Genomic DNA, 14,175 nt, shown 5'->3' with positions numbered 1-14,175 from the left:
TAACACGGATTTCCTGACAAAAACGGCTCATTTACGGCATAATTTCGGCTCGTTTTCGGCACTTAAACGGCAAGCCTCTCAAATTCCTCTAACGCTTTAGTCCTCCATGATCTGAAAGTCCGCTCTGCAATCTTCATTTCTGCAGCAGCTTCCTGTACAGGTACACCTTCGACATACCGCAAACGCAGCAACTTCGCATAATCGGGCTTATAACTCTCCAATGCTTCAAGTGCCGCATCAATCTGGTCGCGCTGTGCCTGAAGATCCTGCAGCTCGCTCAACCTTTCGATAACTGCTTCATAGCCGTCTTTGCTGCCAGTGCGCGCTTCGATAACCTTCTCGATCTTCGCTCGTAGCTCACGCAACGCCTTGTCATCGTCCGCATCGCAGCCCTGCGCTGGAATGGCTCTAAGCTGCGATCGTATGCCGGATGGGTATTTGTCCAAATACGCATGCGCCGTCGTCTCTAGCTCCTGCTCGCGCTTCGAAAGATACATGTATGTCGGCATACCGCGCAGCTTACGGTGCAGTTCCATCAGTTGGTCATCCTGATTCAAACGGCTGACCGTAATGCCAGCGCCAATTGAATAATTTTCGAGTACCTTGATGCGAGCTACGATTCGCTTATAGTTGCTCAGTTGTTCGATTACCGCTGTTTCGTCCATCTATTTCCCTCCTCATGTTGCCACTCTCTCGATCCTTGCTTTAAGTGCTTCCAACAGCTTATCCTGCATTGCAGCCTTACCCTCAAGTGCAGCCATCACGTCTTCGTCAGCTCCGCCCTGCACAACAAGGTGATGCAGAATAACCTTTTGCTTTTGACCTTGGCGATGCAAGCGGCCATTCGCCTGCTGATACAGCTCCAGGCTCCAGTTCAAGCCAAACCACACGACGTGGTTACCCCCATCCTGAAGATTAAGCCCGTAGGCTGCGCTAGCGGGATGGGCCAGAAGGATATCGACCTCACCTGCATTCCAGTCTAACTGGTCCTGCGGCGTCGATAGCTCTCTGATCCGTAAACCTGATTTGGATAGCGCGGACTTGATTCGGGCTAAATCGTGCTGATAGCTATAAAACACAAGTGCGGACTTACCGTTCAATTGTTCAATAAGCTCCATAAACGCCTCGATCTTATTATCGTGGATCTCATGTACTTGCCGATCACCGTCATACAAGGCACCATTGCAAAGCTGTAACAGCTTTCCTGTTAACACTGCTGCACTCGTTGCGGTAATCTCTGTGCCTTCGACCTGTAGCAGCAGATCCTTTTCTAACTTGTCGTAAAGCTTCTGCGCCTTATCGTCTAACACGATTGGAATAACATTCGGGATCGCATCCGGCAAATCCAGATAGTCCTCCGCCTTCATGCTGATGCAAATATCTTGAATTTTTTGTTGGATAACCTCGTCGGCACCAGGTTTCGCCGTGTAGCCGAAACCGTGATAATTATGCTCGAAATACTTTGTACGGTAGCCCGTTATGTTTTTCTCTAGTCGCTGTCCTTGATCAAGCAGAAAAATCTGCGCCCATAAATCAAGCAACCCGTTCGGCGCCGGTGTACCGGTCAGGCCAACGATGCGCTTCATATGGGGCCTTACCCAGCTCAATGCTTTCGTCCGCTTGGCGGCGTGATTCTTGAAGCTGCTGAGCTCGTCCAGTACAACAAGGTCAAACGGCCATGCGTTGCGGTAATATTCAGTCAACCAAACCACATTATCACGGTTGATTACGTAAATATCTGCTGGTGTATTCAGTGCCCGGATCCGCTTGTTCTTATCTCCCAATACCGGCACGATCCTCAAATGCTTCAAGTGTTCCCACTTAGCCGCCTCGGTCGTCCATGTCGCTTCTGCAACCTTCTTCGGTGCAACAACCAGCGTTTTGGTAATAGCGAATCGGTTGTATTTTAGATCGTTTACCGCCGTCAACGTAATGACCGTCTTCCCTAGCCCGAGATCCAGAAACAAGCCCAATGCCTCATCGGCAAGTAAACGATTTATGCAGTATCGCTGGTATGCGTGTGGAATAAATTGCGTCTTGGGTTTCGCTATACCGTTTGCCCGTGCTATTGCTCCGGCCATGTCGGCAGCCCTCCTGCAGCTTGCATACGGCTGATGAACGCATCGGCTCCTGCTTTACTATCGATCACCGTAACGGGCAACCCTAGGTTTGAAATTGTTCTTTGCTGGTTAACCTGTAACGGCGTCGCCTTCTTGCCCGGCGCTTTTAGCTCAACGAACGCAACACGTCCTCCGGGCAACATCACAATCCGATCCGGCACCCCTGCATTGCCGGGGCTCGTCCACTTATACGCCTTTCCGCCAGCTGCCCGTACCTTCTCCCGCAAATATGTCTCTATGTCACGCTCTCGCATGCTCAATCCTCCTGTCAACTTTCCGAACGATTTTCCTATACGTGTATGCGTATAGGCGCATTAGGCGTATTAGGCGGGCACTATACTCTCTATTCTCTCTATTTATTATTTTTAATAGATAGAAAGTTGACAAAGTATACAAAGTACCTAAAAGCCTTATATATCAAGGGTTTAGCCTGTCAACTTACCCGTCAACTTTCTAAAAAATGAAAGTCGACAAGGTTGACAGAGAAAGTTGACAAACTCACTGAAAGTTGACAGACAAAGTTGACGACTTCACGAACCCTTTTTGTTGCCCATACGGCCCAAATCTGAATGAGCTCCCGTATCGTTTCCACCCCTGAAGTCTCGATAAAATACCGTTTATCTCCATTGCGTCGTATCGCTTCATAAACTTAAGATCGCTCCCGTAACATTCGCACCACACCTCGGCAGCGCACACGCGACTCCGTTCAATGGCTTCGCCCTCCGCCCGGCCGAATTCCCCTGACCAGTACATACGGCGCTCAGCCAACGTACGTTTATCCCAATCCGTTGGAACCAGTCGCTCCACAAACTCACGAATGACGCCCTCCTTAGCGTTGCTTTCGCGGTGGATCTCCTGCTGCGCTTGTGCTTGTTCTTCCGCTTCGCCCGTCAAATACAATGGCTCTCCCAGCTGCCAGTACATATAAGCCTCCGCATAAATTTGCGGAACCTCTTCTTCCAATAGGCCGAATACGCTCTTTGTCGGCTGCTGAACGCCTACGTCGACCGGCCAGAAGCGACGATTCCCCGTTGCATCCTTTAAGAATTCACTATCATTCGTGGTTCCCCAGAATACCCCTCTTCGTGGGTAAGCCTTCGTACGGCGCCCGTATGGCTCTCGGTAAATATCCTCCGTCCGACTAAGGAACTGCTTGATCGCTCCCGTCTCCGACTTACTGAAGCCGTTGAGCTCACCGACCTCATTAAGCCATATCCCCTGTATGAGCTCGCTTGCTTCCTTGCCTTCAAACGTCGTTAAGCTATCCGAATACCAGCTTCGCCCCAGCAATCGCAGAAACGTACTCTTCCCGAGCCCCTGTGGTCCCGCAAGGATGGGCATCTGATCATATTTACAACCTGGAGCCATGGCCCTCGCAACTCCTGCGACAACAGCCTTACGACTCACCGCTCTTGTGTACGTGGAATCCGCAGCCCCTAGGTAATCAGTCAGCAACAGGTCCAAACGGCGAACTCCGTCCCATTGAAGACTCTTAAGCCATTCCTGAACCTCATTAAATGTATGCTTATGCGCACAGAGCGCTACGGCATCAAGAATCTTTTCCTTACCTGTAATGCCGTACGATCGCTCAAGGTAATGCCTCAGTCCTGCATCGTCAATATCGGTCCACTGCCGGCGTTCGGGGCGTTGATCCCAAGGCAGCGCGCCTAGCGTCAGCCCCCTCACAGCGAACTCGTCGTACGCGAGCTTTCCCCGAATCATCGGATCGTGCTCGAGAATAACAAGTATGTTGTCCGTCGTCTTAGCTGGCCTGCCAGTGGTTGTACTGATTTCAAGCTTTTTGATCCAATCCGGATCTCCTGCCACTAGATCGGCTACCGGCGCTCCAAACGCTGCAGCTGCCTTATCATAGCGCTCTTGGTTAATCGCCGTAGCAACACCGCCATCCTGCAGCGCGAATGCAACCATAGCCGTGAACGATGGAAGCCGATTCGTCGGCGTCCCTGCAGCGGCCTCGTCGTCTGCATCCCCGAAGCGGTGCAGCCGGACCAGATCAAAAGCATTCACTAGCCGACCACCGCACGGATCCGTAGCATGGTGTGAATAGAGGAATGCGCCGTTATCATAAATAACAGCACCACCGGATGTGCTGGCACCCACATAAGTGAAGCGCCCCGTCCCGTCGTCCGTCGAGGCATAGAGCCCCGGCAGGAACTTCTCCATTGCAGCAAGCACGTCATACTGACGGCAGAATGCGCCGACGATACCATCCTTCACTGCAGGATCCCCCTGCTTAGCTGCCATGCGAACATGTACCTGCTGCGCACCGGGAACCTGCGGCCACTCTGAGACGTTACGCCAGTCCGTGTACATTCCAAGAAGACCCTCAGCATCCACAAATGGCTTGTCGCCAAAGGTGAACACATACTGGCTATCAGCACTGCAGCTTGGCCAGTACATGAGCCGTGTTGCTTGGAACGTTGTTGGGTCGCACAAATCTATACCGATGATCTGCGCTAGCTTACGTGCAAGCGGCTCGTACTCATCTGCCGTAACCGTTCGATTAAGAGGAATCAGAACGCGCAGCCGCGGTCGCGCCTCCTCATGCTTCCGAGTACTGTACACCGCATACGCGCAGCCAAGTCCATCGAGACGGCGCTGCACGTCAGATGTGCTGCCTGCTGGTAAGGCGTCAAGATCAAGCGTTATGACGTCACGGCCTACAACCGCGGACGTCTTCCGGCGCCCACCAATAAGCTCACCGGCGACGAAGCCGCCGACGTCCTTCAAGTCATCTTGCTTTGACTTCGGCATTGCCAGATATTCCGCTAATGTTTCGGTGCCACGGACCGCCGTGCGCAGCCGCTCGACGAGCTCGGACCACCAGATCGATTGCGCGGGCCAGTGTGTCGCCTTCCTGCTGCCGGCGGCAGAGATTGTTAATTGTCTATTGAATTGCACGGCGCCAGGCCACCTTTCAGGTTAATCAGTCAATTCGAACACATGCCAAACGAGTGATCCGGATTGAACAGTACTAATGAAGCGCGTTTTATCGTCCGCATGGAATTGCCAGCCTGTACCCACGACCACTATCCGCTTTATTACATTCCAATTTGGGCTTGCTTCCTCACCTGGGACTAAGGCATACACGACGATATCCCCATTCTGAACAACAGCCGATATGATCTTGCTTGAAGACGGAACCTCAATGGTTTGTGTCGTAAGGCTCGGGTACACAGGATATTTGTAAATAACACTCATAAAGTCTTACCCCCGTGTCTGTGCGGCCGTGTAGCGTTATAAGCCATCTTCTGAAGGATAGCCGCCTCCAGATCTATCTCCAAATGACCGCAAAGGTCAAATATCCGAATTATCGTGTCAGCCAATTCTGTTGGAATGCCACACGGCTTATCTCCCTCAAACCAAATTTCAGTGAAGCCTTTACCGTCCCGGTAATCCTCCAGCGCCTCTGAGAGCTCGCTGTGCATAAGTGCAATAGATTCACCAAAAGCTCGCGGCTCATCATACCAACCTTTATCAATAGCGTTTCGGTGAGCAGCATCAACCAATCGAGGTATCGTTATCCGCGGTGCTAGCAGCTCACGCATACCAGGTAATGCGGCGCGAGCCATATATGGATTTTCCAAAAAAATTCCTCCCTTTGAATTTAGTAGCCAATGTTCTCCTTATGATCAGCATCGCAGCTGCAGGGAAATGACCGTCCCAAAAATTACATACAATAACAGGATAATGGCAAATGGACGTCGAACAGAATCATCAAAGGAGCGTGATCTCATTGACAACGGCAAGCAAGGCGCAACACATCCCTAAAGACCCTTTTGTCGACATTGCCAGCAGTCTTATGGAAATTACTAACTTACTCCGCAGTTTGGCAACCTGTAACGAAGCCATTTTTAAAAGTCTTGACAAGCAGTCGGAACTGCTTGTCGAGGTTTCCAAGGACTCGTCTGACACCAATTTCGCCGTTAAATATAATGTCGATTCGAGCATGCGGAGCGTATCGCACGCAATCGAATGCATTATAAACATGCAGGTCGAACAGCGTGTACGTGAAGCAATAAAGGATGGGGACACCTCGTTTAGCATTATCGATTACATTACAACCATGAAGCTCGATAAGTCTGCGGATTGAATTATAGCCTTGATGTTACAAAGGCAGCATTTCACAACATACTCACCTATTCAAAATGCGCAGACATCTTACCGACCAACCCGCGAGCAGCGCCGATGTATTTCTCGCGCTGTTCCGGCTCCCCTGCTTCGATCTCACCTAACGTCGCAAGCAGACCTTTAAAGCCTTCGACTATTGCATCAAACTGGAGCTTAAACTTAATCGTCGCAGCGCTGCTCGGCTGCGCAACTTTTTTCCGGAGCTCGGCCAATTCCGCCTCTACCTCCGGCGGGATCTTCTCCACGATAGCTGTTGTCTCGATCGGCTTCGCCTTCAGTTCATCCTCGAGTCGCTTCACCGCTTGCTGGGCTTCGAACAGTTCGTCCTGCACCCTTTGTGCAGTCTCTGTATCACCGGCAATCTTCGCCTCTGCAAGCTCAATGTTCAACTGGGATACTCGCTCTTGAAGCAACTCACGTTCCTTACGCTCTGTCTCAGCCTGCTTTTGGGCTTTTTTCAGTTCTGATTCGAGCTTCTTTGCCTGCTTCTCAGCATCCTGACGCGCTTTTACTGCTGCTTGCAACTCCCGAGTCGACAGCTCGACAGCGTTGATGTCTTCCGCAAACTGTTCACGCTCTTCTGAAGGGACTGCCAATAAGGCAACAGCTTGCGTATAACTCAAATTCTCAACCGCTTGGAAATTTGAACCGTATTCGACTGCAACCTTCATGAAGTTATTTGCAGTGGACTGACTATAACTGACGTTTTCGGACAACCAAACGCCCCACTCACCGTGGTTTACGAGTGCCTTTGCCTCATTCAACCGCTTACCAATTTCGATGGCGCCGCGCAACACAATTTCGCGTGTCTGGCTATCGATACTTCGAATCTCCGCTGCGATGAGCTGCGGCGTCCTATCAATAATTTGGGTCATATAGCAACCTCCTGCTGTGCCGTTATTCTAAGGCGCTCTATTTTCTTCTTTAGTTTTTTCTCGATAAATGCGTCAACGAATTCTCGTACTGCTGGAGTCATGCCTTTGTTACCAAAGCCGCGACATTGAATCACCTTTCCATCGATGACTTCCATTGTGTAAAACGGAGCGTCTGGAGAGTCAATCAGCCTTATTAAGAAGATATCGCAGGCGCCTCGAGCATATTTAGGCGCATAACCACCTACGCAATGTTTTAGGGTCTTCCCTTCTGCAAATAGCTCTTCATTTGTAGCGCACGGTCGCAAAGATAAGCCCTCATGTTCAAAGTGATAAGGCTGAAGTTCTGCTGCCCTTTGGAGTATCCCCTTGATAACCTCAGAATCGCGTTTTAGCTTGGTCTTTTGAGAAGATTCCTGGTGAGCGCGGTGGAGATCATTAGGGAACAGAACAGCCTCTTTCGTCAAATCCTTACCGAGCTCTCTACATTCCCTAAGATAGTCTCGCCAAGAAATAAGAACGTCCCCACCAGAACGATACCTGCTTTTGACGCGTTTAATCTGTTTTAAAAAATATCTTTTAATTACTAATATTGGGGCGTGGATCCCAAGGTTTAATAACTCAGATGCATTATAATCAGACAGAAGATCGGACATTGTTGAAGCTTCTTCCCAGGTATAGTTGGATCCATCCTTCCTAGAAAGCTGGAAGCATCGTAAAGTCAACGCCCCAACCGATACTTTCGAAGCTTTCATTGCCTTCATATCTGACTTACTTAAACGAAGAACCTTCTCCGGCGTCTTACCTCGCCAATTAATGGCACTGTAAGTTGCCTGCCCTTCAAGTTTCGATGTAACGAGATGACCAAGGCCATACTTAGTAAGAAACTCAATGCATGGGTACCGTGCCGCCAGGTCAAATACCTCAACGAAATCGGCTTTTTTATATTTTTCCCAAGTACAGTATTGAAAAGGTGTCCCCCGTACAGCTGACTTAATCGATGCTGCGCTGTAGTAGCTAGGGGTATACTTCATGCTACGAACAGCTTCAGAATAGACTTTCTTACAATGCACCCATTTTACCGATCCACCCCAACAATTCCTGCGCGCCATCAGCCCACTTTTACCCCATTCGAACAGATACAGCGCGACAGGTTTAATAAGCGTTTCGGTTTTTCGATAATCTTTCGTGTAATCCCTTACTGCATAAAAGCCTCGAGCAACAATCGCCATTGGGTCTATGAGTGACTTCTCGTACCATAACAGGTAGACAGAATCAACCATCGCTTTTCTGCCTCGGCCGCTGGCTTTTACCCTTACCGCGCTACGACAATGCGGACATTCCACTGATACACCGTGCTTTAGCCCCTCCGTCAAATGCTCTTGCTTGCAGTGAGTACAAAAGCCATACTGCCGTCTTCCTTCACGGTGCGTAAATAGATACCGACTCCAGTCCATCACATCGTCAGTAATGTACGACTGTATCTCGGAGCTTATGTCGATTGGAAAATGATCATGAAAACCCAATGCTAGCCCCTCCTTATAAGAAGTCATCAAGCTTGACATCGAATTCTGATGTTGGCGACACTTGCGTTACTGTGTCCGCTGGGGCCACAGTAACCTTTTGGCTTAGAGGCATCGTCGGATCCGCGTCAATACCGTAGTACTTAAGCACAACAGCGAATCCCTCTGCATCGGTAAGCATGGCTACGCCACCCGACTGCTTCTTTTTTGCCTCGGCTTTCATTGCATCGAGACTCTTTACAATCGACTTATCTGCTGCACACAGTTGCTCTGCATGACTTGGAGTAGCCTCCAGATGATCAATCAGGAACTTCCCAATCACTTGTACATAAGCGTTACCCTGCGCCGCATCCATTTCCATTCGAAGTTTATTAAGAGCTTTCATGCTAACCCCTCCGCTTCCCAAATATCTGTGCTGCCCAGTCACCTTCACGATCCCGAAGACGCTGAGCTCCAAATCGACCCATTTGCTGCCTTGTCCATAGCGGCTCGGTTGCTGCTCGTTCTATCGGCCATTTCGATTTCTTCACGCGACGATGGAATGTGTGATACGGAATCCCGTTCTGTTCAGCAAGCCGCAACGCGCTCTCTGGATATACTCGAATAAACTCAGTCGCTCGCAACGCGTTCTGCTTAAGGTCCTCTATCGTCTGAAGCGGCTGAGTCGCTGCCTTCTCAGCTGAATATCCATTCCGAATGCGGACCATGAACGTCTTATAACAAATCCCATTTCGCTTAGCCGTCTCAGCCCATTCGCTGTAATGTCCTCGCGGCTTATGCACTCGCGGCGGCGTAGTCATTGCTTTCTGTTTCGACCACAATTGCTGCCGCACCCTTCGGTCTAACATTGTCGCTGATATCCCAAGCTCAGCTGCCTTGGCATACTCTTCTGGCGTTATATAAAAGTAATGACTCATCGAATCAGTCCTTCATATAGAAGTTTGTAACGAACCCATCACCCTTAAGTGGTAGCCCCGGCGCCCACTGGATCGGCTGCGCCATGATCTCCAGCATCCGATCCAGCTCGTCGGCGCTACTCAGCTCCGCCCCCACCTCGTCATGGACATGCAGCACAATTGGGTAGCCTACATGATCTAGCCGCATCAGTGTAACGGCTAGGCAATCCCGTGCGATCGCTTGAACGCAGTTCTCGACGAGCTTGCCGCCGTAGGTATTAAGCACCGTCCACTTCTTGCTTGTCTGGTCCATACCCCAATAGTGAAGCGCAGGCTTGCCAAAATCGTTCTCTCGCAGAAACGGCTTCGCATAAAAGAGCTTCCGTCCACTCGGCAACGTAATTGTGAAGAAGTCCTGTTTCGTAGCGTGATGGCTTTCGCGAGCAAAGATCAGACCACGTACACCGACCGGCTGCCCCGTCTCCATGACCTCAATCGCCGCCGCCTCCATGCTGTACCACAGATCAACGATACGTCGGTTAGCATTGCGCCAACGCGTAACGATCTCCGGCAGTTCCGCTTCCGTTAGCCCTTGATCAAGCGCCCCCATTGCAATCAGTGCACCTTTTCCACCTTGATAACCAAGTGCCAATTCTGCGACCTTGCCCTTTTGCCTAAGATCGCTACCCTTGCCGATCTGTTCGATTGGTACGCCAAACATCTGCGAAGCTGACGCTTCGTAAATTTTGCCGTGCGTTGCGAAAACGTCCAGCCGCCATTGCTCGCCAGCTAGCCAAGCAATAACGCGCGCCTCGATTGCGCTGAAGTCAGCTACTCCAAGCTGCTTACCTGCCGGTACCACAAACGCCGTCCGGATCAATTGCGAGAGCGTGTCCGGCACGTTGCCGTAAACGAACTTCAACATTTCAACCTTACGCTCAACAACGAGCTGCCGGGCGTACTCTAAGGTAGAAAGATAATTTCGGGGCAGGTTCTGGATCTGAACCAACCGCCCCGCCCAGCGCCCCGTTCGGTTTGCGCCGTAAAACTGAAGCAAACCGCGTACTCGCTGATCGCTGCCGGCAGCCGTCTGCATCGCGGCATATTTCTTGGTACTCGTCTTGGAGAGCTCCTGCCGTATCTCCAGAACGCGCCGCGCCTTGCCTTCGTCCAGCTTGTCAATCAACTTGGAGACGGTCCCTTTTTGCAGATTCTCAACCTCTTCGCCGGTCTCTTCCGCTAGCCATTTGCTCAGCTGTTGGACGCTTTTCGGGTTATCCAGCCCCGTCAATGAAATTGCCTCGGCGCGGAGCTCCGAAGTCACCTGCTCGTCCACGGCCAACGCCCCTTCGACCATCTGCAGATCGCAGAATAGGCCACGCGCATTAATGCGCTGATCCAAATGCCAGAGCTGCCATTCCTGGTCCGGTACCGGGAACGCGGAAAGCCGGCGTTGGATCTCCATCTCAGCTACAACGTCACCAACGCAATACTCCTTGAAAAGCTTCCACTTCTCAGGCTCATGATGTGGTAACGTTCTCGTCCGCATGCCATTCGTTCTCGTCGGTTTGCACGGAATGCAGAACGTCCGGATTAACGAGCCTCCGGTGCCAAGCTTCCGCTTATCCTGAGGGATGCCTAACGCTTCTCCGACAGCGCCTAGTCCAGCCGTATAGCCGCAATATAAGCCATGAACCTGTGTGCAGCGCCATTGCTCGATTGGGCTATAGAAGAAGCGGTTCAAGCAGTACCACTCAAAAGCAGCGTTATATGCGTGCTTAACCACTGCAGGATCTGCGAGCGCTTCGACTATCTCCTGAGGCAGATACTCTCCTTGTGCCAAATCAACGATCTGTACAGGTCCGCCGTCCCAGCTGTAGGCGAACATGAGGATCTGAAAATCAGGTGACTGGGCGTATTTGTAGGCTCCCGCCTTCTTAATGTCGATGCTGCTATATGTCTCGATATCAATATTTAAAGTTCGCATGACTCCTCCTTTGGGCAAAAAGAAAGAGAGGCCCCTTAAGAAAACCTCTCTATCAAAATCAAACTAGATGCCCCATACGCCGCCAGTCATCGGCTTGCCCGTAATAGGATCGATCTGCGGTTGCCCTACCGGAGCTGCCGGTTGCCCATAAGGAGGCGCTGCAGGTTGTTGTCCGTAGCTAGGAGCAGGTGCCCCGTAGCCTTGTGAAGCAGCAGGCTGGCCGTATTGTTGCGGCGGCGCTGATTGTGCCCATCCTTGTGGCGGCTGATGCGACGGCTGCTGGTAGCCAACGCCCGACGGTGCGCCGCCGAAAGCCTGTTCAGCCGAGATCCGACCACCAAGAGGCTCACCATCGCGAAGAATTTGAACAGGACCAAGGCCGGCGCCGATGCCGCGGTTTCCGCTGTTGCTGAACGGGAAGAAATTAATATTGGCCCGCGCATACACACCGCTATAAACTCGCGTTTGATCGATGATCGGACTCATGTCCGGCGCAACGATAGCTTGCTGCTGCTTGCTGCTTGCTGTCAGAACCCAATGACCTTTGCACTCAGGGCCGAATGGTTCGCCGTTCTGGCGCACACCATCACCGTCCCAAATCGGAGTTTTCGGCTGAGGAGGACGTGCACCGCTCCATGTGCCAGCTACGCCTTTCTCGATTGCAGCAGCAATTGCAGCATGAATGCGCGCCATTGTCGCCGTGTCAGATTTGGGAATCAGAATCGTTGTGCTGTATTTCGGCTCTTGCCCCGGTTGATTCGCATGCGGTTGAAATAGATGTACAAAGCTCAGTCTTACCTCGCCAGTAGTTACGTTTGTCGCTTGTTCGTTTGTCATTTGTGGTTTTCCCCCTGAATTATATTTGCCGCTTGACCAGCGCCCGGATGTCATTTGCTCAATATGGTAATCTGCGATATCGCCCATCACTATTGCCCTCCGAACGCCTGCTCTGCGGTAACTTGGTTGTTGATTGAAGGACGCAGATCTTCTGCCGGCGCTAACGTCGGGGCTCCGGACTGCTTCACTACATGCCCCGTGTCTTCTAAGACTTGTTTGTACATTTTCTTACTATCAAATAGCTTCTCTGCTGCCGCAGCGGTAATTGGCTTACGTTCATACAATAGCGCCCCGTCTATACCGTATCTCTCCATGTGAATGAAAGCCGCATCTATATCGGCAAACTGCCGTGAGCCGCGGCCTTCTACCGCCTTCCAGCCAGGAACGTCTCCGCCTTTCAAAACCTCGGCTAGAGCAGCTTCTTTAAGCGAGCTATACCATTTGACCAGACCGTCACCACGCCGAAGGATGTCAGCTACCTCGTCCCATCCAATCATTGGCGGTTTCAGTGACGCCTTATCTTCGATGGACAGCAGCCCTTCAACACGCGCTCGGCACGTACTGCGGGCGCGGCAAAAACCGCAATGCTCGCCTGGTGCATATTCACCCTCGCCAGCAAATGCCCGTGCTGCGATCGGCTTAATCGACTCGCCCCAAGCCAGCAGCTCCGCTGCCGTTAGCGACCACTCGCTTGGCTCGTCCCATACTTTCGGTTGAACGATAGCCACATGCACTGTCTCGATAGCGTATAAGAGCGAGTAAGCCTGTAACGCGCCGAGAGCGTAAAGCATCATCTGAGGATTCTCCTGCGCAGGTACCGGAACCCCTTGACCGTTCTTATAATCGATGATGTACAGCTGCTTCCCGCCGATGATGATGCAGTCCGATGTACCGAAAGCCTCCGGAACGTAGGCACTAATGTCAACACGACGCTCAACTGCAATGTAAGGCGGCGTTTGGAATGAATGAACAATGCCTTGAATGAAATCCACGTAAGCATCTGTGTTCGCATCCATATCCGGCTCATAAAGCTCATTAGCTTTGAATTTACGTACGGCTGCAGCATACTTCTGACCAGTCATTTGTTCTAGACCTAGTGCTCTCCGAAGCTTCAACTCCGCGAGCTCATGTGCCAATGTCCCACGCGACGCCGCTTCACTCGTTGTATCTGGCAATGTTGCTTCCAATCGTGCACTGGGCGTGCAATGGAGCCAGCGGTGTGCCCCGCTGGCAGACAGCAGGGCGTGCGCTCGCTCAGCATGAACGATCTGACTCATATCTGGGCCCCCATCGCTCGCAGCGCCGTTGCAAACTCACCGTAGCGCTCCTTTGGCAACTGGGTTAGCGCCTGTGCTCCGAAACTCTGTAGGAGCTGAACAACCTCTGCTTGCCGACCTGCATCCATCAGTGGAGTCGCCGCAACCGCTAGCTGCTCCATTGTGTAACTAGTCGGGAGGGCTGTCGGAACAGCGCCAAATGGGGCTACAGGTGCTGGTGCAAGCGACGCTGTGCCAACCGGGGCTACAGGTACCGGCGTACTCGGCGAGGCTCCTAATGGAGTGGAAGGCGCAGTGCTGACTGGAGCTTGTCCAATTGGTGCAGTGTTTGGCGTACCGTACTGATGTTCAAACCCGGCTGATTGGTGAGAAGGTACTGGTGCGTTTAATGGCATCGAAGCAGATACAGCCTCCCCGCCCATCGTTCCAGCCAATTCGTGAACAAGCTTACGAGCATCAGCCGCATTTGCAGCTTGGAGCATAATTTGAATTGGAATTAAATTGTTCATAG

General features: G+C 51.6%; 15 protein-coding genes. 1 reads left to right on the top strand and 14 read right to left on the bottom strand.

Annotation, left to right across the window (positions count from 1 at the left end; genetic code table 11):
* Positions 1 to 62: 62 nt before the first annotated feature.
* From PAECUDRAFT_RS15730 to PAECUDRAFT_RS15705, 6 genes are all read right to left on the bottom strand, one after another.
* Positions 63 to 665 carry an RNA polymerase sigma factor gene (locus tag PAECUDRAFT_RS15730; RefSeq protein ID WP_006039101.1) on the bottom strand — a complete coding sequence of 201 codons (603 nt, stop codon included), beginning with the start codon at positions 663 to 665 and terminating at the stop codon, positions 63 to 65.
* Positions 666 to 677: 12 nt separating this feature from the next.
* Positions 678 to 2,081 (bottom strand): DEAD/DEAH box helicase, encoded by a 1,404-nt coding sequence (locus PAECUDRAFT_RS15725; protein WP_006039100.1) that lies wholly within the window; start codon positions 2,079 to 2,081, stop codon positions 678 to 680.
* On the bottom strand, positions 2,066 to 2,374 hold the full coding sequence (locus PAECUDRAFT_RS15720) for a PDDEXK family nuclease (RefSeq protein WP_006039099.1): 309 nt from the start codon (positions 2,372 to 2,374) through the stop codon (positions 2,066 to 2,068). The genes PAECUDRAFT_RS15725 and PAECUDRAFT_RS15720 overlap by 16 nt, the downstream gene beginning before the upstream one ends.
* 244 nt (positions 2,375 to 2,618) lie before the next feature.
* On the bottom strand, positions 2,619 to 5,042 hold the full coding sequence (locus PAECUDRAFT_RS15715) for a virulence-associated E family protein (RefSeq protein WP_006039098.1): 2,424 nt from the start codon (positions 5,040 to 5,042) through the stop codon (positions 2,619 to 2,621).
* Positions 5,043 to 5,063: 21 nt separating this feature from the next.
* Positions 5,064 to 5,342: a DUF7352 domain-containing protein gene (locus tag PAECUDRAFT_RS15710; protein WP_006039097.1), complete on the bottom strand. Its 279-nt coding sequence runs from the start codon at positions 5,340 to 5,342 to the stop codon at positions 5,064 to 5,066.
* Positions 5,339 to 5,728 (bottom strand): nucleoside triphosphate pyrophosphohydrolase family protein, encoded by a 390-nt coding sequence (locus tag PAECUDRAFT_RS15705; RefSeq protein WP_006039096.1) that lies wholly within the window; start codon positions 5,726 to 5,728, stop codon positions 5,339 to 5,341. Before PAECUDRAFT_RS15705 ends, PAECUDRAFT_RS15710 begins: the two co-directional genes overlap by 4 nt.
* A gap of 149 nt (positions 5,729 to 5,877) precedes the next feature.
* Between PAECUDRAFT_RS15705 and PAECUDRAFT_RS15700 the strand changes: the two genes are divergently transcribed.
* Positions 5,878 to 6,234 carry a hypothetical protein gene (locus tag PAECUDRAFT_RS15700; protein ID WP_144266559.1) on the top strand — a complete coding sequence of 119 codons (357 nt, stop codon included), beginning with the start codon at positions 5,878 to 5,880 and terminating at the stop codon, positions 6,232 to 6,234.
* A 46-nt stretch (positions 6,235 to 6,280) separates the two neighbouring features.
* On the opposite strand, the gene PAECUDRAFT_RS15695 is transcribed toward PAECUDRAFT_RS15700, so the two are convergent.
* The 8 genes from PAECUDRAFT_RS15695 to PAECUDRAFT_RS24795 all read right to left on the bottom strand — a co-directional run bounded on the left by PAECUDRAFT_RS15695 (position 6,281) and on the right by PAECUDRAFT_RS24795 (position 14,173).
* Positions 6,281 to 7,147, bottom strand: coding sequence for a DUF3102 domain-containing protein (locus PAECUDRAFT_RS15695; RefSeq protein ID WP_006039094.1), 867 nt, complete (start codon positions 7,145 to 7,147; stop codon positions 6,281 to 6,283).
* Positions 7,144 to 8,670 carry a PcfJ domain-containing protein gene (locus tag PAECUDRAFT_RS15690; protein ID WP_006039093.1) on the bottom strand — a complete coding sequence of 509 codons (1,527 nt, stop codon included), beginning with the start codon at positions 8,668 to 8,670 and terminating at the stop codon, positions 7,144 to 7,146. The genes PAECUDRAFT_RS15695 and PAECUDRAFT_RS15690 overlap by 4 nt, the downstream gene beginning before the upstream one ends.
* Before the next feature lie 13 nt (positions 8,671 to 8,683).
* Positions 8,684 to 9,052 (bottom strand): hypothetical protein, encoded by a 369-nt coding sequence (locus tag PAECUDRAFT_RS15685; protein ID WP_006039092.1) that lies wholly within the window; start codon positions 9,050 to 9,052, stop codon positions 8,684 to 8,686.
* 1 nt (position 9,053) lies between these two features.
* Positions 9,054 to 9,584, bottom strand: coding sequence for a hypothetical protein (locus PAECUDRAFT_RS15680; protein ID WP_006039091.1), 531 nt, complete (start codon positions 9,582 to 9,584; stop codon positions 9,054 to 9,056).
* 4 nt (positions 9,585 to 9,588) lie between these two features.
* The gene (locus PAECUDRAFT_RS15675; protein WP_006039090.1) at positions 9,589 to 11,550 is read right to left on the bottom strand and encodes a DNA polymerase; all 1,962 of its coding nucleotides are present in this window, start codon (positions 11,548 to 11,550) and stop codon (positions 9,589 to 9,591) included.
* 63 nt (positions 11,551 to 11,613) lie between these two features.
* Positions 11,614 to 12,387, bottom strand: a complete 774-nt coding sequence (locus PAECUDRAFT_RS15670; RefSeq protein ID WP_040712921.1) for a DUF2815 family protein — start codon at positions 12,385 to 12,387, stop codon at positions 11,614 to 11,616.
* Between the two features lie 89 nt (positions 12,388 to 12,476).
* Positions 12,477 to 13,664, bottom strand: coding sequence for a DUF2800 domain-containing protein (locus PAECUDRAFT_RS15665; protein WP_006039088.1), 1,188 nt, complete (start codon positions 13,662 to 13,664; stop codon positions 12,477 to 12,479).
* Complete coding sequence (locus PAECUDRAFT_RS24795; RefSeq protein WP_006039087.1) at positions 13,661 to 14,173, bottom strand: hypothetical protein; 513 nt, start codon at positions 14,171 to 14,173, stop codon at positions 13,661 to 13,663. The genes PAECUDRAFT_RS15665 and PAECUDRAFT_RS24795 overlap by 4 nt, the downstream gene beginning before the upstream one ends.
* Positions 14,174 to 14,175: the final 2 nt, after the last annotated feature.

The organism is Paenibacillus curdlanolyticus YK9 (assembly GCF_000179615.1).
GTDB classification, from domain to species: domain Bacteria; phylum Bacillota; class Bacilli; order Paenibacillales; family Paenibacillaceae; genus Paenibacillus_T; species Paenibacillus_T curdlanolyticus.
This window is presented reverse-complemented; position numbering and strand designations above follow the sequence as displayed.

Bases quoted from the DNA above. Each gene is read 5' to 3' on its own strand.
- PAECUDRAFT_RS15730 (WP_006039101.1), bottom strand. From the start codon at position 665: ATGGACGAAACAGCGGTAATCGAACAACTGAGCAACTATAAGCGAATC.
- PAECUDRAFT_RS15725 (WP_006039100.1), bottom strand. From the start codon at position 2,081: ATGGCCGGAGCAATAGCACGGGCAAACGGTATAGCGAAACCCAAGACG.
- PAECUDRAFT_RS15720 (WP_006039099.1), bottom strand. From the start codon at position 2,374: ATGCGAGAGCGTGACATAGAGACATATTTGCGGGAGAAGGTACGGGCA.
- PAECUDRAFT_RS15710 (WP_006039097.1), bottom strand. From the start codon at position 5,342: ATGAGTGTTATTTACAAATATCCTGTGTACCCGAGCCTTACGACACAA.
- PAECUDRAFT_RS15695 (WP_006039094.1), bottom strand. From the start codon at position 7,147: ATGACCCAAATTATTGATAGGACGCCGCAGCTCATCGCAGCGGAGATT.
- PAECUDRAFT_RS15685 (WP_006039092.1), bottom strand. From the start codon at position 9,052: ATGAAAGCTCTTAATAAACTTCGAATGGAAATGGATGCGGCGCAGGGT.
- PAECUDRAFT_RS15680 (WP_006039091.1), bottom strand. From the start codon at position 9,584: ATGAGTCATTACTTTTATATAACGCCAGAAGAGTATGCCAAGGCAGCT.
- PAECUDRAFT_RS15675 (WP_006039090.1), bottom strand. From the start codon at position 11,550: ATGCGAACTTTAAATATTGATATCGAGACATATAGCAGCATCGACATT.
- PAECUDRAFT_RS15670 (WP_040712921.1), bottom strand. From the start codon at position 12,387: ATGACAAACGAACAAGCGACAAACGTAACTACTGGCGAGGTAAGACTG.
- PAECUDRAFT_RS15665 (WP_006039088.1), bottom strand. From the start codon at position 13,664: ATGAGTCAGATCGTTCATGCTGAGCGAGCGCACGCCCTGCTGTCTGCC.
- PAECUDRAFT_RS24795 (WP_006039087.1), bottom strand. From the start codon at position 14,173: ATGAACAATTTAATTCCAATTCAAATTATGCTCCAAGCTGCAAATGCG.